General features: G+C 74.2%; 17 protein-coding genes. 6 read left to right on the forward strand and 11 right to left on the reverse strand.

The window, feature by feature from the left end; translation table 11 throughout:
- Positions 1 to 28 precede the first annotated feature (28 nt).
- Genes BRM1_RS11285 through BRM1_RS11300 form a run of 4 tightly spaced genes read right to left on the reverse strand, consistent with a single transcriptional unit; the run spans position 29 to position 3,437 of the window.
- A complete protein-coding gene (locus tag BRM1_RS11285) occupies positions 29 to 469 on the reverse strand; it encodes a thioesterase family protein (RefSeq protein WP_268526015.1) in 441 nt (146 codons plus the stop codon).
- A 1-nt stretch (position 470) separates the two neighbouring features.
- Complete coding sequence (locus BRM1_RS11290; protein WP_268526018.1) at positions 471 to 1,496, reverse strand: 3-hydroxyacyl-CoA dehydrogenase NAD-binding domain-containing protein; 1,026 nt, start codon at positions 1,494 to 1,496, stop codon at positions 471 to 473.
- A 43-nt stretch (positions 1,497 to 1,539) separates the two neighbouring features.
- Positions 1,540 to 2,424, reverse strand: coding sequence for a 3-keto-5-aminohexanoate cleavage protein (locus BRM1_RS11295; protein ID WP_160952735.1), 885 nt, complete (start codon positions 2,422 to 2,424; stop codon positions 1,540 to 1,542).
- The gene (locus BRM1_RS11300; RefSeq protein ID WP_268526021.1) at positions 2,421 to 3,437 is read right to left on the reverse strand and encodes a TetR family transcriptional regulator; all 1,017 of its coding nucleotides are present in this window, start codon (positions 3,435 to 3,437) and stop codon (positions 2,421 to 2,423) included. The genes BRM1_RS11295 and BRM1_RS11300 overlap by 4 nt, the downstream gene beginning before the upstream one ends.
- Before the next feature lie 219 nt (positions 3,438 to 3,656).
- Here BRM1_RS11300 and BRM1_RS11305 point away from each other — a divergent pair, with 219 nt between their 5' ends.
- Complete coding sequence (locus BRM1_RS11305; RefSeq protein ID WP_268526024.1) at positions 3,657 to 4,562, forward strand: amidohydrolase family protein; 906 nt, start codon at positions 3,657 to 3,659, stop codon at positions 4,560 to 4,562.
- Between the two features lie 66 nt (positions 4,563 to 4,628).
- Here the strand turns inward: BRM1_RS11305 and BRM1_RS11310 are convergent, their stop codons facing one another.
- Positions 4,629 to 5,210: a GNAT family N-acetyltransferase gene (locus tag BRM1_RS11310; RefSeq protein WP_268526027.1), complete on the reverse strand. Its 582-nt coding sequence runs from the start codon at positions 5,208 to 5,210 to the stop codon at positions 4,629 to 4,631.
- Between the two features lie 54 nt (positions 5,211 to 5,264).
- Positions 5,265 to 6,260, reverse strand: a complete 996-nt coding sequence (locus BRM1_RS11315) for an HAD hydrolase family protein (protein WP_268526029.1) — start codon at positions 6,258 to 6,260, stop codon at positions 5,265 to 5,267.
- A 116-nt stretch (positions 6,261 to 6,376) separates the two neighbouring features.
- On the opposite strand from BRM1_RS11315, the gene BRM1_RS11320 reads away from it, so the two are divergent.
- Genes BRM1_RS11320 through pheA form a run of 3 tightly spaced genes read left to right on the forward strand, consistent with a single transcriptional unit; the run spans position 6,377 to position 9,083 of the window.
- Positions 6,377 to 7,258, forward strand: coding sequence for a DUF5926 family protein (locus BRM1_RS11320; protein ID WP_268526031.1), 882 nt, complete (start codon positions 6,377 to 6,379; stop codon positions 7,256 to 7,258).
- Positions 7,258 to 8,151, forward strand: a complete 894-nt coding sequence (locus BRM1_RS11325) for a glycosyltransferase (RefSeq protein ID WP_268526033.1) — start codon at positions 7,258 to 7,260, stop codon at positions 8,149 to 8,151. Before BRM1_RS11320 ends, BRM1_RS11325 begins: the two co-directional genes overlap by 1 nt.
- Positions 8,148 to 9,083 carry a prephenate dehydratase gene (pheA, locus tag BRM1_RS11330; RefSeq protein ID WP_268526035.1) on the forward strand — a complete coding sequence of 312 codons (936 nt, stop codon included), beginning with the start codon at positions 8,148 to 8,150 and terminating at the stop codon, positions 9,081 to 9,083. The genes BRM1_RS11325 and pheA overlap by 4 nt, the downstream gene beginning before the upstream one ends.
- A gap of 48 nt (positions 9,084 to 9,131) precedes the next feature.
- On the opposite strand, the gene BRM1_RS11335 is transcribed toward pheA, so the two are convergent.
- The 3 genes from BRM1_RS11335 to BRM1_RS11345 all read right to left on the reverse strand — a co-directional run bounded on the left by BRM1_RS11335 (position 9,132) and on the right by BRM1_RS11345 (position 12,237).
- On the reverse strand, positions 9,132 to 10,064 hold the full coding sequence (locus BRM1_RS11335; protein ID WP_268526037.1) for an NAD-dependent epimerase/dehydratase family protein: 933 nt from the start codon (positions 10,062 to 10,064) through the stop codon (positions 9,132 to 9,134).
- Between the two features lie 46 nt (positions 10,065 to 10,110).
- The gene (locus tag BRM1_RS11340; RefSeq protein WP_268526038.1) at positions 10,111 to 10,935 is read right to left on the reverse strand and encodes an enoyl-CoA hydratase; all 825 of its coding nucleotides are present in this window, start codon (positions 10,933 to 10,935) and stop codon (positions 10,111 to 10,113) included.
- A 72-nt stretch (positions 10,936 to 11,007) separates the two neighbouring features.
- Positions 11,008 to 12,237, reverse strand: a complete 1,230-nt coding sequence (locus BRM1_RS11345) for a YbfB/YjiJ family MFS transporter (protein WP_268526041.1) — start codon at positions 12,235 to 12,237, stop codon at positions 11,008 to 11,010.
- Positions 12,238 to 12,429: 192 nt separating this feature from the next.
- On the opposite strand from BRM1_RS11345, the gene BRM1_RS11350 reads away from it, so the two are divergent.
- Together BRM1_RS11350 and clpB are read left to right on the forward strand one after the other, a co-directional pair.
- A complete protein-coding gene (locus tag BRM1_RS11350; RefSeq protein WP_235936211.1) occupies positions 12,430 to 14,091 on the forward strand; it encodes a Na+/H+ antiporter in 1,662 nt (553 codons plus the stop codon).
- A 118-nt stretch (positions 14,092 to 14,209) separates the two neighbouring features.
- Entirely contained in the window at positions 14,210 to 16,897 is a 2,688-nt protein-coding gene (gene clpB / locus BRM1_RS11355) for an ATP-dependent chaperone ClpB (protein ID WP_268526043.1), read from the forward strand.
- An 89-nt stretch (positions 16,898 to 16,986) separates the two neighbouring features.
- On the opposite strand, the gene BRM1_RS11360 is transcribed toward clpB, so the two are convergent.
- Both BRM1_RS11360 and BRM1_RS11365 read right to left on the reverse strand, forming a co-directional pair.
- Positions 16,987 to 17,850, reverse strand: coding sequence for a septum formation family protein (locus tag BRM1_RS11360; protein WP_268526045.1), 864 nt, complete (start codon positions 17,848 to 17,850; stop codon positions 16,987 to 16,989).
- Positions 17,851 to 17,893: 43 nt separating this feature from the next.
- On the reverse strand, positions 17,894 to 18,679 hold the full coding sequence (locus BRM1_RS11365) for an exodeoxyribonuclease III (protein ID WP_160952210.1): 786 nt from the start codon (positions 18,677 to 18,679) through the stop codon (positions 17,894 to 17,896).
- Positions 18,680 to 18,729 lie beyond the last annotated feature (50 nt).

Here is an 18,729-nt window from a genome sequence, read left to right on the forward strand (position 1 = left end):
TGGGTGCGCCGCGGCCGCCCGGCAGGACTCAGAGGCCGACCCGGCGGCCGCTCCAGTCGGGAGCGGGCGACAGGCGCGCCTCGGCGGCGGCTCTCACCTCCGCCGGCAGCGGAACCGCGCGCCCGGCCGCCTGGTCGACGTGCAGTGCGAGCAGCTCCTCTGTGGCGATGATCTCATTTCCCGCATACATCGTATGTGCCAGCTGCAGTTTCCTCTCCGCGGCGCCGATGGCCTCGGTGGCGATCCGCAGTGGGGCGCCCAGGCCCACCTCGGAGAGGTAGCGCACGTGCGACTCCACCGTGTACAGGGAGCAGCCGCTGGCGGCGCGGTAGTCCTCGCCCAGTCCCAGCGCGGCCATCGCCTCGTCCGTCGCGAAGCCGAAGACCAGGACGTAGTAGCCCTCGGAGAAGTGGCCGTTGTAGTCGATCCACTCCGCGCGGACCTCGGTCGCGTACTCGCTCACGCCCATCTCAGCCCTCCTCCCGCTCCGCGGCGCCGTCGATCTCCCGGGCCGCCTGCGCGGCGGCCGACTCGTAGGCCTCCCTCACGGAGGCGACGGCCTTGCGGACGGCGATGATCGAGGCGTCGCGGGCGTGGACGAGCTGCTCGAAGGTGCGCTCGCCCACCTCGTCGTCCGAGCCCGCGATGACGGCATCGCGCAGCCGGTCGGTGAGCTCGGGGGCCTCGAGGCGGGTCCACGGGGACAGCAGGGAGGGGCCGAAGTGGTCGAGCATGTGGGCCATGCCGCCCTCGCCGCCGGCCAGGTGGAACGTGAGCATGGGGCCCTGGAGGGGCCAGCGGAGGCCCGGCCCATCGGTGATCGAGCGGTCGATCTGCTCGACGGTCGCCTCGCCGTTGTCCACCATGTGCAGCGCCTCGCGCCACAGCGCCTCCTGGAGCCGGTTGGCGATGAAGCCGGGCACCTCGGCGTCCATCCGGATGACGGACTTGCCCAGGCGCTCGTAGAAGGCCGCCGCCCAGTCCACGGCGGCGGGCTCCGTGGCCGCCCCGCCCACCACCTCGACGAGCGGGATGAGGTAGGACGGGTTGAACGGGTGGCCCACGACGAGGCGCGAGGGATCTGCCGCCAGCCCGGCCATCTCCGTCATCGAGTACCCGGAGGTCGACGAGCCGATGACGACGTCGGCGGGGGCGGCCGCGGCGATGTCGGCGAGCAGCCGCTGCTTGACCTCGAGGACCTCCGGAGCGGACTCCTGGACGAAGCCCACGCCCTCGAGGGCCTCGGCGAGGTCGGTGTGCACGGACCACGCGCTGCGATCGGCGCCGGGGGCCAGGCCCAGCTCGGTGAGCGCGGGCCAGGCGGCGTCGATGAGGCGCTCGAGCTTCTCCGGGGCATCGGGACTGGGATCCCAGACCCGCACCCGCATGCCGCGGGAGAGGAAGTAGGCGGCCCAGCCGCCGCCGATCGTGCCGGCGCCGACGCAGGCGGCGGTGTCGACGGAGTCCAGGGGGCGCAGGGGCGGGCGAGGGGCCATGGGGTGTCCTTTCGGTGCGGGGTCAGGGGGAGTGCGGCGGCGCTCAGTGCTGGGCGAGGCCCAGGATCTCGCGGGCCTCGTTCGGGGAGGCGACCCGCGCGCCCATGCGCTCGATGATCTCGATGGCGCGCTGCGTGAGCGAGGCGTTGGTGGCCTTCACGCCCTTGGAGAGGTAGAGGTTGTCCTCGAGGCCCACGCGCACGTGGCCGCCGAGCATGATCGACTGGGCGACCCACGGGAGCTGGTTGGCGCCGATCGCGAACGCCGTGAACTGCGCGTCGGCGGGCAGCAGGCCCACCATGGCCTGGAGCAGGGCGGGATCGGCCGGGGCGCCATAGGGGATGCCCTGGCACAGCTGGTAGAGCGGCGGCGTGTCGAGCAGGCCCTCGTCGTTCATGACGTTGGCGAACCACACGTTGCCCGTGTCGAAGCACTCGAGCTCGGGCTTGACGCCGAGCTCGCGGATGCGGGCGGCGCCCTCGCGCATCATGTCCGGGGTGGAGATGTAGATCTGGCTGCCCTCGCCGAAGTTGAGGGTCCCGCAGTCGAGCGTGCAGATCTCCGGGCGCAGCCTCTCCACGTGGGTGAGGCGGGTGGCCTGGTTGACGAGGTCGGTGCCGGCGACGGAGTCCAGGGGGCTCTGCGGGTCGATCGCGTAGTCGCCGCCCATGCCCGCCGTCATGTTGATGACGGGGTCCACATCGGACTCCCGCACGAGGCGCAGCACCTCCTCGTAGTGGGCGGTCTCGCGCGAGCCCTGCTTCGTCTGCGGGTCGCGCACGTGGATGTGGACGACCGAGGCGCCCGCGCGGGCCGCGGCGATCGCATCGTTTGCGATCTCCTCCGGGGTGACGGGCACGTGCTCGCTCTTGCCGGCGGTGTCGCCGGCTCCGGTCAGGGCGCAGGTGACGATGACGTTGCGGTTCATGGCGCGGTTCCTTCCGTGGGGGTGGGCGGGGCGGTCGGGGTGTGCCGGGAGTCAGGGGGCTCAGGGGCAGCTGCCAGCGGCGGGCGCGGCAGTGCCGCTGCGGGGGAGGGGGCGTGCGGGCGCAGCGTGCGCTCGATGGCCGCAGCGAGGCGGGCGAGCATGTCCGGCGCGTCGATCATTCCCGTCATGACCCGGATGCCCAGGCCGTCGGCGTAGGCCGTGAGCGCCTCGACTGCGGCGTCCTGCTCGGCCGTCGAGGCGGGGGCGAAGGACCCGCTCGCGCAGCCCTCGGCGACGATCGCCGCGACGGTCCTGCGCCACCGGCCGTAGCCCTCGGCGTGCACCTGGGCGCCCTCGCCCACGGCGGCCGAGGCCCACGTCTGCATCCAGATCGACCACTCCGCGCGGCCGGTCTCGCCCTGCGGGGCCTGGAGGGCGAACAGGCGGCGCAGCCGGGCTGCCGGGTCCGCGATGCCGGCGAGTTCCGCCGCCTGGCGGTCGTAGGCGAGCTTGATGGAGTAGCGCAGCGTCTCGTGGAACAGCTCGCGCTTGGACTCGAAGTGGTAGTGCAGGGCGGCCGGGGAGACCCCGGCGGCCTGGGCGACGTCGGACATCCGCACACCGGAGAAGCCGCGGTGGGCGAAGAGCTCCCAGGCGCGCTCGACGATGGCGAGGCGGCGGGAGGCGTGCTCGCCCCTGCCGTGGGCCGCGGGCAGTGAGCCCGGCCGCGGCGCCGCCGCGGAGCCGGAGTCGGCGAGCAGCCATGCGACGGTGGCGCCGGTGGCCGTGGCCAGCCGGAACAGCTCGTCGGGCTGGAAGCGCCGCGCCCCGCGCAGCGACTTCGACAGCTTCGTCTCGTCGAGTCCCATGCGGCGGGCCACCTCGCGCTGGGCCAGGCCCGAGGCGGCGACGGCTTCGCGCGCCCGCGCTGCGGTGCGCGACGCGGCGGCAGGGGCGGGGGACTCCTGCGCGGACTCCCCGCCCGGCGCCGCGGGCACTGCTGGGCTCACCATGGCAGCGAGCCTACGGACCGCTTGCGCTCATCGCAAGTGGTTGATGCCCAGTCAGTTATCGGTCCGAATCGCAAACGGGCCGGTGGGGCGGGCGCTGGCCGGCATACCGAGGTGGGAGGGGGCGCGCCGGCATACCGAGGCGCGAGCGGGCGCGAGCGGGCGCTGCGGTGGGGGCCATGCGGCCGCACCGGACGCTGTGCCGGAATGAGACCATGGGGCATGCCCAGTGCGACTCCGCCCGATGACGAGCCCCAGCGCATCCGCGCCCTGACCGAGAGCCTGGGCCTGCCCGGCCTCATCGACGTCCACACGCACTTCATGCCGCAGCGGGTGCTGGCCAAGGTCTGGGACTACTTCGACTCCGCCGGCCCGCTCATCGGGCGCGCCTGGCCCATCGCCTACCGCCTGCCGGAGGACGGGCGGGTGGCCGCGCTGCGCGGCTTCGGGCTGCGGGCGTTCACCTCGCTCAACTACGCACACCGGCCCGGCATGGCCGCGTGGCTGAATGACTGGTCGCGCGGCTTCGCGGCCCGCGTGCCGGAGTGCGCCCTGTCGGCCACCTTCTACCCGGAGGAGTCCGCGCCCGAGTACGTGGCGCAGGCCCTGGCCGCCGGGACGCGGATCTTCAAGGTCCACGTGCAGGTGGGCGCGTTCGATCCGCTCGATGAGCGCCTCGCGGCCGTCTGGGGCCTCGTCGAGGACGCACAGGTGCCCGTCGTCATCCACGTGGGCTCCGGGCCGCGGCCCGGGGAGTTCACCGGGCCGCGCGGCCCGGCCGAGCTGCTGCGCCGCCACCCCCGGCTGCGCCTCGTCTTCGCCCACATGGGCATGCCGGAGTACGCCGAGTTCCTTGCGCTGGCCGAGGCCCACGAATCGGTCGGCCTCGACACGACGATGGTCTTCACGGACTTCGTCGAGGCGGCGGACCCCTATCCGCGCGAGCTGCTGCCGCGCCTCGCACAGCTGCGCGAGCGCGTGGTGCTCGGCACGGACTTCCCCAACATCCCCTACCCCTATCTCCACCAGCTCGAGGCGCTCGAGAGCCTGGGGCTGGGCGCGGACTGGCTGCGCGCCGTCCTCCACGACAACGGGGCGCGGCTGCTGGGCCTGAGCGAATCGGCTTGACGAGGCCGGCGTGGGGTGGGCCGACGTGGGATGGGCCGGCGCAGTGCGGGCTCGGAGAGGTGCCGCCTACGGCACGTCCATGTGCGCCCAGCAGGCGGTGGGCCCGAAGTCCGGCAGCAGCTCGCCGCCGACCCGCGCGAGGGCCTCGGGCACCTCGGCGCCGGGCTGCTCGACCGTGAACGCGGCGCGGTGGAAGAACGTGGCCCGCACCTCGGGGCAGCGGGTGACGATGCGCGAGCGGCTGGGCAGGCCGGCCTGCGTGAGCACCTGGGGCGTCATGCCGATGAGGACCGTGCCGATCCCGCGGGAGCGGAACGCCTCGGCCACCCCCAGGCCGCGCAGGAAGAGCGCGGTGCGCTCGTCGAACTCGACGGCGGCGACGACGCTCGCGCCGGCCAGCTCACCGTCCGGGGAGCGCACCGCGATGCCCGAATCCTGCGGATTGAGCGCGAAGCCCGCCTGCGCGACGGGATCGCCCGCGTCCTCGCGCGCCTCGGCGACCGACTCGGCCATGAGCCCGGCCACGTCGTCGCGGCCGGCCTGACCGGTCTGCAGCTCGAATTCGAAGCCGGCGTCGATGAGCGCCTGGGCGTAGCGGACGTGCCGCTTCGCGGCCTTCTGCGGGTCGAGTCCGGGATAGAGAGCCATGGGCACGAGCCTAGCGGGCCGCGGCACACCGCGCGCCGCCCCGCGGCGCGGCGGCTACGCCCCCTGCGCGCGCAGCACCGCCTCGATGACCTGGCTGACGCCGGCCGCCGTGTTCGGCGGGGCGGTGAAGCGGGCCGCGGCCAGCACGTCCGGGTGGGCGTTGGCCATCGCGACGGGGATGCCCGCCTCGGTCAGCATGCCGAGGTCATTGTGGAAGTCGCCGAACACCATCGTCTGCGCTCGCCCCACGCCCAGGTGGGCCTGGAGGCTGCGCAGGGCCGCCCCCTTGTCCGTGTCCGCGCGCATCATGTCGATCCAGCTCTGCCCGGAGATGACGGTCCGGTGCCCGGCCGGGTCGGTGATGCCGGCGAACACCTCGGCCAGCCGCTCGGTGGGGCTGAACGCATAGGCGGAGAGCTTGACGATGGGCCCGGTGACCGAGTCCCCGCCCTCCAGGTCGAAGGCCAGCACATCGGCCGCGACGTCGAGTGCCGAATAGTAGCGGCGCACCTCGGCGAGGAAGCGCTCGTCGCCGCGCTCGACGCGGGCCCCGCGCGCCCCGCACACGATGATCCCGGCATCGAGCCCGGCCAGCTCGGGGCTGCGCGAGGCCTCGACGATCCGGCGCACCACGCCGGGGTCGAGGATCTGCGCGGAGACCTGGGCGTCGTCGCGGACGACGAAGCCGCCGTTCTCCGCCAGGAAGAACATGCCGCGGGCGTACGGCTCGCCGCTGCGCGGGGCGGGCGCGTCCTCGACGAAGAGCTGGCCCAGCGTGGCGTACGGGCGCCCGCTGGCCGGGGCGAAGGCGATGCCCGCGGCGCGCAGCCGCGCGAGCTGGCCCCACAGGGCCGGCGGCAGCCGGTCGCGGTGATCGAGCAGCGTGCCGTCCATGTCGCTGACGATGAGCCGGATGCCCGCCAGCTCGGCGGCGGGGATCTCCAGCACGGAGGGCGGGGGCGGTGTCCCGAACCCGTGCGGCGAGGTGCCGGGGGCTGCGCCGGAGGCGGCGCGGGGCTGGGCTGCGGGCTGCTGCGCGTCGTCGGCCATGCCTCCACCCTAGGCGCCTGCGCCCCCGCTTGGCTGGACGGCGAGCGCCTGCGCCCCCGCTTGGCTGGACGGCAAGCGCCTGCGCCCCCGCGCGCCCGCCCGATAGACTGCCGGACATGGGAAAGAAGTCCAAGAAGTCCACCGCCGATGTCATCGCCAAGCGCCTGGCCCGGGCCCAGGCCTCCGCGTTCGTCAAGCGCCCGTTCGAGGGCCTGCCGTTCGAGGCCGACCTCGTGAGCCTGCGCCAACTCGTTCCGGCGGCCACCGCCACGGCGAAGCTCACCGCCGAGTACGGGGGCGACGAGATCGTCTTCGCCTCGCTGCTGCCCGCCGCCTGGCAGGGCCTGCACCGCGCCGACGGCGTCATCATGGCCGGCCTGCAGACGCCCGTCTCCTCGCCCGATCCGTCGCGCGACGTCGCGGCCGCGATCCTCGCGGTCAAGGACGCCCAGCCGGGCACGCACGCCGAGGCCACCGGCGACCCGGGCCAGGGGCCCCGGCTGCAGGACATCCTCGATGCCTCCGCGCCGTTCACGGTCAGCGTGAGCGAGACGTTCGACTACTGGCTGCCGGCCGACGCCGCCCTGCAGGACGAGGAGATCCGCGACACCCTCGAGCAGGCCAACGAGTCGATCAGCCCCACGGAGAAGCTCGTGGGCGCCGAGGGCGTCTACTGGACGTCGATGGGCGGGCGCAACTACGTCCGCTGGGCGCGCTCCGAGGATGAGGACGCGGTCATGGACGGCCTCGCCCGCCTGCACGCCCGGGGCGAGAACACGCTGGGCGGCCTGGGCCGCTACCTGGGCTGCTTCCGCGCCCACGGCATTGCGATCCCCGTGTGGGAGCTGGGCGCACACGAGCAGCCCGACGAGGTCGAGGGCGTGCTCGAGGGCTTCGCCCGCGCACTCGACGCGGCGATCGCCGACACCGCCGCGCTGAGCGCGGATGAGCGGCGCGCCCGCTCCGGCGTCGTGTCCCGCCAGCTCACGATCCGCTGATGGCGGCCGAGCACGCCGCAGGCGGCGCTGCCGCCGGATCCGCCGCCTGCGTGATCTGGGCCCAGGACGCCGCCCGCACGATCGCCCAGACGGTGCGCGCGGCCAAGGAGATCCCGGCCGTCGACGCCGTCATCGTCGTCGACGACGCCTCCGCCGACGGCACGGAGCGCGCCGCCCGCCGCGCCGGCGCGCAGGTGCTCGTCCACGACGTCCGCCGCGGCCGCGCGGCCTCCGAGCTCACCGGGGCCTGCGCCGTGCGCAACCGCGATGTCTCCGCCGTCATGCCCGACCGCGCCCCCCGCCTGCGCCCCGTGCTCTTCGTCCCGGCGGGAGCCGGCGAGCGGGCCCGCGCCGCCGCGGCGCTCGTGGCCCCCGTGCTCGAGGGCCGGGCTGCGCTCGCGTCCGCCGCCGGGGAGCCCGCCCTGCGCTGCGCCAGCCGCGCGAGCCTCGACGCCGCCGCGAAGCAGCCCGCCGGGGCGCGCCGCCCCGCGACCGCGAAGGGCTGGGGGGTGCGCGCGCAGGCCGCCCGGGACGCGGCGGCACTCGCCGAGGACGAGCGGCGCATCCGGGCCGCGGGACTCACCGTGGTGCAGGCGGACCTGCCGGGCTGCCCCGAGCCCGCCTCGGCCGACGGTGGTGCGGGCACCGCCGGCGGCTCGGCCGCCCGCGACCCGGACGCTGGCCGCTCAGCCGACCGGGCGGGCGAGCACTGGCGCGGCCTGCGCGCGCGCATGGGCCGCCTCGCCGGCGGCAGGACCCGTTCGGGCGCCCGGCCCCGGCGCGCACCGGCGGCGCACGAGCGCAGCGGCAAGCGCGGCGCGCTCGCCCGCGCCCTGCGCGCGGGCGAGGAGCACAGCCGCGGCGACCGCGAACTGGGCGGTGACCTGCATTGACCGACCGCTACGGCTACCTGGGGCCGGAGGCCACCTTCACCGAGGCCGCCCTCATCCGGCTGCTCGAGGCACAGGGCACACCCCAGGCCCAGCGCGTGCCCATGCGCAACGCCGAGGCCGCCTTCGCCGCACTCGCGGCCGGCGAGCTCGACGGCGCCGTCGTGCCGATCGAGAACTCCGTCGAGGGCGGGGTGCCCGCCACCCTCGACGCCCTCAGCCACCACACCATGCAGATCTGTGCGGAGACGCTCGTCGACGTCCGCTTCGTCGTGGCCGTGCGGCCCGGTACCCGGGTGGGCGACATCCGCGCGTTCGCCACGCACCCGCACGCGGAGGCCCAGACGCGGGTGTGGGTGAGCGAGCACATCCCGGGCGCGTCCTACCTGCCCGCCTCGTCGACCGCCGCGGCCGCGCAGGAGCTGGCCGCCGGCGCCTCCGCCGCGCAGGCGGCGATCTGCCCCGCGCTGGCCGCCCGGCGCTACGGCCTCGAGGTGCTGGCCGCGGACGTGGGCGACCACTCGAGCGCGGTCACGCGGTTCGTCCTCGTGCGCCGGCGCTCGGCCCCGCCGGCGCGCACCGGGGCGGACAAGACCACGCTCGTCGTCGCGCTGGCCACCGACGAGGCCGGGGCGCTGCTCAACCTCCTCGAGCAGTTCTCCGCCCGCGGCGTCAACCTCTCCCGCATCGAGTCGCGCCCCACGGGCGACGGCCTGGGCCTCTACCAGTTCTCGATCGATGCGCAGGGCCACGTGGCCGATGCCCGGATGGCCGAGGCGCTGGCCGGCGTCCACCGGATCGCCCGGCGGGTGCAGTTCCTGGGCTCCTACCCGGCCGCCAACGCCTCAGAGGTGCGCGTCGACCCCCGAACGGCCGATGCCGCGTACGCCGCCGCGCACGAGTGGCTGGGCGCGATCCGCGGCGCAGGCGCCTAGCGCGAGGCCGGGCGCTCAGCCCTCAGCGCTCAGCTCGGTCCTCAGTGCTCAGCGGGGCGCGAGCTCCTGGCAGGGCTCGACGCCGAGCACCGTGCGCAGGCGCGTGACGTCGTAGCTGCGGCCGCGGCTCAGGCGCGCAACCGCGACGCGGGTGGTGTGCGGGGCGCGCCGGCCGCGGCGAAGCGTCCGGGCCCGCCGCTCCGCGGCCCACGCCCGGATCATCGCAAGGTCCGCCGGCTGCTCCTCGATGCGCACGGGCGCCATGCCCGCCCGCGCCATGTACGTGTTGAGCGCCTGGCGCAGCTCATAGGGGTGGGGATCGGCGACGTTAATGGGCCCGGCGGCGTGCGACCGGCCGAGCGCTGCGAGCACCGCGATGACGGCATTGTCGATGTGCGTGAGCGAGGTGAGGCGGCCGTGGGCCGCGGGCAGGCGCAGCACGCCACGGCGGATCCGGCGCGCGAACGCGGGGAACCAGTGGGTGTCGCCGGGTCCGTAGACCGGTGCGGGGCGCAGGATGGCGGCCTGGGGGTGGACGCGCTGGACGACGGCCTCGGCGGCGGCCTTCGAACGGGCGTAGTCGCTGAGGTAGCCGTCCGCGCCGATCGGGCCGCCCTCCTCGTAGAGGCCCTCGTGGTCGGCCCGCGGGTCGTAGACCTCGGTGCTCGACAGGTGGACGACGCGCGCCCGCGGCAGCGCGTCGAGCAGGCGGCGGGTGCCGGCCACGTTGACCTCGTGGAACGCGGTCGCCTCGCCCCAGTCGGCGACGAGCGCCGCAGCGTGGACCAGGGCCTCGATTCCCGCGGACCGGGCGGCCAGGGCCTGGGGGGCCGTCTCGCGCAGGTCCCAGTCCAGGTGGGAGACGCCGTCGATGCCCGGGTCCGTGCGGCCGATGCTGAGCACATCGGCGCCGCGCGCGGCCAGCGCGCGCGCAACCGCGCCGCCGATGAATCCGGAGGCTCCGGTGACGACGATGGACATGTGGCTCCCTTCCGTTCGCCGCCAGGGCCAACGCTCGACCCTCAGGCTACGGCGTGGCCGCAGCCCCGCGGTGCTGCCACACCGGTGCGCGCTTGTCGATGAATGCGCCGATGCCTTCCTGCGCATCGCCCAGCCCCGCATTGGCGGTCATGACCCGGGCCATCTGCTCATAGGCCTCGGCCGTGGGCAGCTCCGCCTGCGCGTAGAACGCGCGCTTGCCGAGCGCGACCGTGGCCCCGGAGGCGCTGGCGACCTGCGCGGCGACCTCGTGCGCGCGCGCCTCGAGCTGCTCGGCCGGCACGACGTGGGAGACGAGGCCGTGGACCAGGGCGTCCTGGGCGCTCAGCGCCTCGCCGGTGAGGAGCATGCGCAGGGCCGTCTTGCGGTCGACCGCCCGGCTGAGCGCCACCATGGGCGTTGAGCAGAACAGGCCGATCCGCACGCCGGGCGTGGCGAAGGACGCGCCCTGTGCCGCCACGGCCAGATCGCAGGTGGCTGCGAGCTGGCACCCGGCCGCCGTGGCCAGCCCCTGCACCCGGGCGATGACGGGCTGGGGGATGCGCTGGATGAGGAGCATGAGCTGCGCGCAGGTGTCGAAGAGCTCCTGCGCCGCGCTCTCCGGGGCTCCGCGCAGCTCCGCCAGGTCATGGCCCGCGGAGAACACCGTGCCCGTGGAGGCGAGGACGACGGCCCGGCACTGCGGATCCGCGGCCACCCGCTCGAGCGCCGCGGTCAGCGCGCGCATCATGGGCAGGGACAGGGCGTTGCGCTTGGCCGGGTCGTTGAGGGTGAGCGTGGTGATGGGGCCCTGGGCGGCCGTGGCCACCAGGTCCTGTGCCGCCGCCGAGGCGCGGGCCGGGTTCTCGTCCATGTCCCCAGTGTGCCCCAGGTCACGGACACGGCGGACGCCATGGCCAAACGCCCTGGTGGGGGCGGCGGCGCATCAGCGCCTGCGGCCCTCGGCCCACGCCAGTGCGGCGGCCGCGGCGATCGTCACCGCCGCGATGCCGAACGCCCAGCGGTAGCCCGCGGGCCCCGCGCCCAGCAGGGGCGCGACCACGAGCGGGCCGGCGATCTGGCCGAGCCCGTAGACCGTGACGAGGACGGCCGCCGAGTTCCGCGCACCCAGCTGCCGGCCGCGGGCCAGGGACAGCTGGGCGATCGCCATGAACGTGGCACCCAGGGCGGCGGCCGCCGCGAAGCCCGCGACCGCTCCGGGGGCAAGCGCGGGCAGCAGCGCGCAGCCGAGCTGGACCGTCAGGGCGGCGACGAGCAGCCGCTGGAGGGTAAAGCGCGCTCGCAGGCGCTCCCACACCGGGGTCGAGGCGATGACGCACGCCCCCACCGTGACCCAGACGAGGTTGCCCAGCAGCAGGGCGGGGCTCAGCCCCGGGCCCGCACCGGCCCCGCCCGCAGGCCCGGCGGAGGCCTGGACGGCGGCCACGAGGAACGTCGCGACGATGATGTAGCCCATGCCCTCGAGGCCGTAGGAGGCCGCCAGCAGCCACATGCGCACGCGCCCGGCGGGCGCCCCGGGGGAGGGGGACAGGGCAGCAGAGCCCGCGGGCGATGGCGCGGAGGCCGGCGCCGGGCCGCGCGGGGCCGCCCGCGGCGGAGCGTCGGCCGCGCGCTCGGCGAGGCCCGGGTGGAGCGCGAGGAGCCCGAGGATCGCGGTGAGCCCGGCCGCGATGAGCCACAGCCGCGCGCTGCTCAGCCCGGCCGCGCGGCCGGCGATGACGAGGCAGCTGGAGGCCGCGATACCGGCCCCCACTCCCGCGAACCCGCGGGCCAGGCGCGCACTGGACCCGATCGCCCGGGAGCAGTGGACGAAGACGATCCCGCTGGCCAGCCCGGCGGCGAACCGCAGCAGCCACCACACGGGCACGCTCGCCGCGCCCAGCTCCAGGGCCATGGCCGCCTCGCTGGCCACGATGGCGAGGAGGGAGGCACGAAAGAGTCCGCGGTGGTCGCCGGTGCGCGGCACCGCGATGGTGAGCGCCGCGCCGGCGAAGTAACCCAGGTAGTTGGCCGCGGCGATCGCAGCCCCCGCGGCCGGGGCGAGCCCCGTGTCCGCGCCGATGAGCGGCAGCAGCGGGGTGTAGACGAAGCGGCCCACGCCGATCGCGGCGGCGAAGCCGGCGGCGATCGACAGCGTCTTCCCCCGGCCGGCCATGGCGCCACCCTAGCGCCGCCGCCCGGCCCGCCCGCCCGCGGGCAGTCCACCCGGGCGCCACCCTAGCGCCGCCGCCCGGCCCGCCCGCCCGCGGGCAGTCCACCCGGGCGCCGCCCGCCCGCGGACACCGGCCCGTGGCCGGCCGGCCTTTGCCATACTGGAGCGGAAGAACCGAGGAGGCCCGGCGTGGAGATGATGATCCTGCTCATCGTGTTGGGCATGGGCACGGTGCTCGTGGTGGGCGTGGGCGATCGCCTGCGGCTGCCGTGGCCGGCGCTCATGGTCTTCCTCGGCGCCGCGGTGGCCCTCATCCCGGGCCTCGAGGTCATCGAGATCGACCCCGATCTCATCCTCCCCCTCTTTCTGCCCCCGCTGCTCTTCGCCACCGCCCAGCGCACCTCCTGGACGATGTTCCGCAGCCGCTGGCGCACCATCCTCTTCCTCGCGGTCGGGCTGGTCGGCGCGACCGTCGCCGTCGTCACCGCCACCGCGCTGTGGCTCATCCCCGGCATCACCCTCTCCGCCGCGATCGCGCTGGGCGCCATGGTCGCGCCCCCGGACCCCGTGGCCGTCGAGGCGGTCTCCGGGTCCGTCTCCCTGCCCCGGCGCATCCTCCAGGTGCTCCAGAGCGAGGGCCTGTTCAACGACGCCGCGGCCCTCGTCGTCTTCCAGTTCGCCGTGGCCGCGACGATGGAGGGCTCCCGGGTGGACTTCGGCCAGCTGCTCCTCAGCTTCGTGGTCTCCGCGGTGCTCGCGGTGGTCGTCGGCCTCGTCCTCTCCCTGGGCCTGCGCGTCCTCCTGCGCTTCACGCAGAACAGCGTCGCGCGCTCAATGGCCCACCTCGTCCTCCCGTTCGCCGTCTACCTCGTGGCCGAGCACGTCAACGCCTCCGGCGTCATCGCCGTGGTCGTCGCGGCGCTGGAGATGCGCCAGCACGACGATGCGGAGCAGGTCGAGGAGCGGCTCATGCAGAACGCGACGTGGGAGGTGCTGGAGATGCTCATCACGGGCGTCGCCTTCGGCCTCATCGGCCTGGAGCTGCGCATCACCCTCATGGGCACGGACGCGAACATCGTCCAGGCGATCGTGGGCGGCCTCGTCATCTCCGCCGTCATGCTCGTCACGCGGTTCGCGTGGCTGTTCGCCGGCACCTACCTCATCGACCCGCGGGCCCAGCGGGGCCGGTCGTTCGCGGACTACCTCAAGGGCACGGTGGTCATGACGTGGGGCGGCATGCGCGGACTGGCCACCCTGGCGCTCGCCCTGTCCCTGCCGTACACGACGGACGACGGCAGCCCCTTCCCGGCCCGCACGTCCATCCTCATGGTCGTCGTCGCCGTGCTCGCCACGACGCTGCTCGCCGCCGGCCTGACGTTCCCCGCGCTCGTCAACCGCCTGGGCCTGACGGGGGCCAAGGAGCACGCGCAGGAGGCGCGGATCGCCGCGCGCGCCCGGCGCGCCTCGCTCAGCGCCCTCAAGCACGCCCCGGACGTTCCCGAGGAGGTCCGCGAGGAGCTGCGCAAGCGCATGCACCAGCTCGAGGGCCGGCTCGCGGGCGAGGACGAGGAGGGGCAGCGCACCGGCGCCATCAAGCAGCTGCAGCAGTACCGCGGCGCCTTCAGGCAGATGCAGGCGCTCTCGCTCAAGGCCGCCCGGGCCGAGGTGCTGCGGGCCCGCTCCGAGCGCGGGGTCGATCCCGCGGCCGCCGATCAGGTCCTCCACCGGCTCGACCTCCAGACCGCCCTGCTCGACCAGCCCACGGGAATGCTCCCGCTCGTGCGCGAGCGGCCGGAGAACTGGCCGCAGCCGGGGGCCGCGGGGGGTGGCGCGGGCGCCGCGCGCGAGCAAGACTGAGGGCAGCACGAGCGCGCAGCCTCCGCAGCACCGGTCCAGAAGTTGAGCGGAATAGACTCAAGTCTGGCGCGTTGTACACGGAGAAGAGACTTATTCGCACGTCAGAAAGGAGTCCACCATGGACGCCAAGCTCACTTCGAAGTCGCAGGAGGCGATCTCGACGGCCGTCAAGGACGCGGTCGCCCGGGGCAACTCCCAGGTGGAGCCCGCCCACATCCTCGCCGCCCTGCTCAGCCAGAAGGACAGCATCGCCGCGGCCCTCGTCACGGCGCTGGGCGCCAAGACCCAGGACATCGTCGACGAGGCCCAGCGGGTCATCGCCGGCCTGCCCGCCGCCTCGGGCTCGTCGGTGTCCCAGCCGCAGCTCTCGCGCTCCGCACTCGAACTCGTGAATAACGCGGAGAAGGAGATGGAGGCGCTGGGCGACCAGTACCTCTCCACCGAGCACCTGCTCATCGCCGCGGCCTCCGACACCGGCGAGGTGGGCCGCATCCTCAAGGCCGCCGGCGTCACCCGCGATGCCCTCCTGCAGGCGCTGCCGGAGGTCCGCGGCGGCAAGAAGGTCACGAGCGAGAACCCGGAGGACACCTTCCAGTCGCTCGAGAAGTTCGGCGTCGACCTCACGGAGCAGGCCCGTGAGGGCAAGCTCGATCCCGTGATCGGCCGCGACAAGGAGATCCGCCGCGTCGTGCAGGTGCTCTCGCGGCGCACGAAGAACAACCCGGTGCTCATCGGCGAGCCCGGCGTCGGCAAGACCGCGGTCGTCGAGGGCCTGGCGCGGCGCATCGTCGCGGGCGATGTGCCCGAGTCGCTGCGCAACAAGACGCTCATCAGCCTCGACATGTCCGCGATGGTCGCGGGCGCGAAGTACCGCGGCGAGTTCGAGGAGCGCCTCAAGGCCGTGCTCGAGGAGATCAAGGACTCCGACGGCCAGGTCATCACGTTCATCGACGAGATCCACACGGTCGTGGGCGCCGGCGCCACCGGCGATTCCGCCATGGACGCGGGCAACATGCTCAAGCCCATGCTGGCCCGCGGCGAGCTGCGGCTCGTGGGCGCCACGACGCTCGACGAGTACCGGGAGAACATCGAGAAGGACCCCGCCCTGGAGCGCCGCTTCCAGCAGGTCTACGTGGGCGAGCCGAGCGTCGAGGACACGGTCGCGATCCTGCGCGGGCTCAAGGAGCGCTACGAGGCCCACCACAAGGTGACGATCTCCGATGGCGCCCTCGTGGCGGCCGCCGCGCTGTCCAACCGCTACATCACCGGCCGCCAGCTGCCGGACAAGGCGATCGACCTCATCGACGAGGCCGCCTCGCGCCTGCGCATGGAGATCGACTCCGCGCCAGTGGAGATCGACGAGCTGCAGCGCTCGGTGGACCGCCTGAAGATGGAGGAGATGGCGCTCGCCAACGAGTCCGACGACGCCTCCCGCGAGCGCCTCGCGCACCTGCGCGAGGACCTGGCGAACAAGCAGGAGGAGCTCGCCGGCCTCAACGCGCAGTGGGAATCGCAGCGCGCGGGACTCAACCGCGTGGGCGAGCTGAAGAAGAAGCTCGACGACCTGCGCTCGCAGGCCGAGGCCGCGCGCCGCAACACGGATCTCGCGGAGGCCTCGCGCCTGCTCTACGGCGAGATCCCCGCTGTGGAGCGTGAGATCGCCGCCGCCGAGGCCGAGGAGCAGCCGGAGGACAAGGAGAAGGACAAGGACGCCAAGCCCATGGTGGGCGACCAGGTCACCGGCGATGACATCGCCGAGGTCGTCTCGTCCTGGACGGGCATCCCCGCGGGCAAGCTCCTGCAGGGCGAGCGGGAGAAGCTGCTCTACGCGGAGGAGTTCCTGGGCCGCCGGCTCATCGGCCAGCGCGATGCCGTGCACTCGGTGGCCGATGCGATCCGCCGCTCGCGGGCCGGGGTCTCCGATCCGGACCGCCCCACCGGCTCGTTCCTGTTCCTGGGCCCCACCGGCGTGGGAAAGACTGAGCTTGCGAAGTCGCTCGCGGAGTTCCTCTTCGACGACGAGCGCGCGCTCATCCGCATCGACATGAGCGAGTACGGCGAGAAGCACTCGGTCTCGCGCCTCGTGGGGGCGCCCCCCGGCTACGTGGGCTACGAGACCGGCGGCCAGCTCACCGAGGCCGTGCGCCGGCGCCCGTACTCCGTCATCCTCCTGGACGAGGTGGAGAAGGCCCATCCGGACATCTTCGACATCCTCCTCCAGGTGCTCGACGACGGCCGCCTGACCGACGGCCAGGGCCGGACGGTGGACTTCCGCAACACGATCCTCATCCTCACCTCGAACCTGGGCTCGCAGTTCATGGTCGATGCGTCCATGGACAAGGAGGAGAAGGAGCGGGCGGTCATGGACATCGTCCACCAGTCCTTCAAGCCGGAGTTCCTCAACCGGCTCGACGACATCGTCATGTTCGAGGCGCTCACGACGGAGGACCTCGCCCACATCGTGGACCTGCAGATCCAGTCCATGCAGAGCCGCCTGAGCGACCGGCGGATCACGCTGCGGGTCAGCCCGGCCGCCTCCGAGTGGCTGGCGATCGAGGGCTACGATCCCGCCTACGGCGCGCGCCCGCTTCGCCGCCTCGTCCAGCGCGAGGTGGGCGACCGGCTGGCCAAGGAGATCCTCTCCGGGGAGATCCACGACGGCGACACCGTGCTCGTCGACCACTCCGGCGGTGCCACGGACGTGGGCCTGAGCGTGACCGCCACGCGCGGGGAGGACAGCCAGGAGGGTGCGCAGTCCGACGAAGGCGATGACGGGGTCGTCGACGCCGAGGTCGTCGACGACTGAGCCGAGCGCCCAGCGCAGGCCCAGCGCAGCGAGCGGCGGGGCGCCGATCGGAAGATCGGCGCCCCGCCGCTCGCTGAGTGCGGGCCGGCTCAGGAGGCCGGCAGCAGGTTCTCGTCGATCTTCTGGCCGTCGCCGCGGGTGACGAGGCAGACGATGGCGCGGCTCTCCGCGTTCTGCCAGCCGGCCTCGTTCGGGGCGCTGAACTGGCTGATGTAGTTGCCCCCGGCGGCCTTGGAACTGTCGACGGCGCCCTTGGCCTGCTTGCTGCAGAAGCTCGTGGCCTCCTGCTTGAGCGCCGAGGAGCCCGGGTAGGAGCTCGTCGCCAGGGGCTTGGACCCGTAGACCTGGCCGTAGTGGGGCTGCGTGCACTCGATGCGCTCCACCGTCTGCACGCTGCCGGGCTTCTCCGCGATGCAGTCGCCCACCTGGAGCGCGCCGAGCGCCACGGTGGCCCGGCCGGAGCCTCCCGCGTCCGAGGCGCCCTCGTCGGAGTCGCCGCCCTGCCCTGCGCTCGGGCCGGTCCCCGCCTGCGGCTCGTCACCGGACGGGCCGCTCAGGGCGCGCACCGCGGCGAGGCCGCCGCCGGCGACGAGGCCCAGGACGATGACGCCGGCGATGACGAGCATGGCGATGAGCCCGCCGCGGCGCCTGCGCGGGCCCGCGGGGGGCAGGCCCGCGGCGCCTCCGGGCGGGTAGGCGCCGTAGGGCTGCTGCTGATAGCCGCCCTGCTGCGGGTAGGAGCCCTGGTGGTAGCCGCCCTGCTGCTGGAAGCCGCTCTGCTGCTGAGAATGATCCTGCTGCTGAGAGGGATCCTGCCGGTAGGAGGGATCCTGGCGGTAGGAGGGTTGCGGCCCGGGGCCGGGCCCCTGTCCCGGAAAGCCCGGTGCCGCCGAGGCGGGCGGCGGGCCCTGCGGGTAGCGCGGCTGGCCGTCGGGGCGGGGAGGCTGGGTCATGCCCCGAGCCTACGGGGTGCGCCCGCGCGCGGGGAAGGCGGCGTCAGTCCGCGTAGTCGACGATGACCGGGGCGTGGTCGGAGGCGCCCTTGCCCTTGCGCTCCTCGCGATCGATCCGCGCATCGGCGACCCGCTCGGCCAGCGCCCGCGAGGCGAGCTGGAAGTCGATCCGCATGCCCTGCTTCTTGGGGAAGCGCAGCTGCTGGTAGTCCCAGAACGTGTAGGCGCCCGGCGTGTGCGCGCGGGTGACCTCGGCAAGCCCCGCGTCGAGGAGCGCCTGGAATGCGTCGCGCTCCGGCTGCGAGACGTGCGTGGCGCCCTCGAACTCCGCCATGTCCCACACGTCCTCGTCGCGCGGGGCGACGTTGAAGTCCCCGCACAGCACCAGCCGGGCAGCGGCATCGGCCGCGAGCTCCGCGGCCACCGCCTCCCGCAGGCGGTCGAGCCACGCGAGCTTGTAGGCGTAGTGGGGGTGGTCGAGCTCCCGGCCGTTGGGCACGTAGAGCGAGTGGACCCGCACCCCGGCGCAGAGCGCGGAGATGGCCCGCGCCTCGGCGGCGTCGTCCTCGCCCCAGCCGGGCATGCCCTCGAAGCCGATCCGGGCGTCCGCGAGGCCCACGCGGGAGGCGATGGCGACGCCGTTCCACTGGTTGAGCCCGTGGAAGGCGACCTCGTAGCCGCGCGAGTCGAAGACCTCGCGGGGGAACTGGGAGTCCTTCGCCTTGAGCTCTTGGATGGCGAGCACGTCGACGTCCGAGCGGTCGAGGAAGGCCCCCACGCGCTCGGCTCGGGCTCGGATCGAGTTGACGTTCCAGGTAGCGATGCGCACGCTGCCGACTCTAGCGGACGGCGCCTCGCGCCCGCCTCGAGCGCGCGCCT

It is taken from the genome of Brevibacterium sp. BRM-1 (assembly GCF_026802075.1).
Lineage (GTDB): Bacteria > Actinomycetota > Actinomycetes > Actinomycetales > Brevibacteriaceae > Brevibacterium > Brevibacterium rongguiense.

Bases quoted from the DNA above. Each gene is read 5' to 3' on its own strand.
- BRM1_RS11285 (WP_268526015.1), bottom strand. From the start codon at position 469: ATGGGCGTGAGCGAGTACGCGACCGAGGTCCGCGCGGAGTGGATCGAC.
- BRM1_RS11290 (WP_268526018.1), bottom strand. From the start codon at position 1,496: ATGGCCCCTCGCCCGCCCCTGCGCCCCCTGGACTCCGTCGACACCGCC.
- BRM1_RS11295 (WP_160952735.1), bottom strand. From the start codon at position 2,424: ATGAACCGCAACGTCATCGTCACCTGCGCCCTGACCGGAGCCGGCGAC.
- BRM1_RS11300 (WP_268526021.1), bottom strand. From the start codon at position 3,437: ATGGTGAGCCCAGCAGTGCCCGCGGCGCCGGGCGGGGAGTCCGCGCAG.
- BRM1_RS11305 (WP_268526024.1), top strand. From the start codon at position 3,657: ATGCCCAGTGCGACTCCGCCCGATGACGAGCCCCAGCGCATCCGCGCC.
- BRM1_RS11310 (WP_268526027.1), bottom strand. From the start codon at position 5,210: ATGGCTCTCTATCCCGGACTCGACCCGCAGAAGGCCGCGAAGCGGCAC.
- BRM1_RS11315 (WP_268526029.1), bottom strand. From the start codon at position 6,260: ATGGCCGACGACGCGCAGCAGCCCGCAGCCCAGCCCCGCGCCGCCTCC.
- BRM1_RS11320 (WP_268526031.1), top strand. From the start codon at position 6,377: ATGGGAAAGAAGTCCAAGAAGTCCACCGCCGATGTCATCGCCAAGCGC.
- BRM1_RS11325 (WP_268526033.1), top strand. From the start codon at position 7,258: ATGGCGGCCGAGCACGCCGCAGGCGGCGCTGCCGCCGGATCCGCCGCC.
- BRM1_RS11335 (WP_268526037.1), bottom strand. From the start codon at position 10,064: ATGTCCATCGTCGTCACCGGAGCCTCCGGATTCATCGGCGGCGCGGTT.
- BRM1_RS11340 (WP_268526038.1), bottom strand. From the start codon at position 10,935: ATGGACGAGAACCCGGCCCGCGCCTCGGCGGCGGCACAGGACCTGGTG.
- BRM1_RS11345 (WP_268526041.1), bottom strand. From the start codon at position 12,237: ATGGCCGGCCGGGGGAAGACGCTGTCGATCGCCGCCGGCTTCGCCGCC.
- BRM1_RS11350 (WP_235936211.1), top strand. From the start codon at position 12,430: ATGATGATCCTGCTCATCGTGTTGGGCATGGGCACGGTGCTCGTGGTG.
- clpB (WP_268526043.1), top strand. From the start codon at position 14,210: ATGGACGCCAAGCTCACTTCGAAGTCGCAGGAGGCGATCTCGACGGCC.
- BRM1_RS11360 (WP_268526045.1), bottom strand. From the start codon at position 17,850: ATGACCCAGCCTCCCCGCCCCGACGGCCAGCCGCGCTACCCGCAGGGC.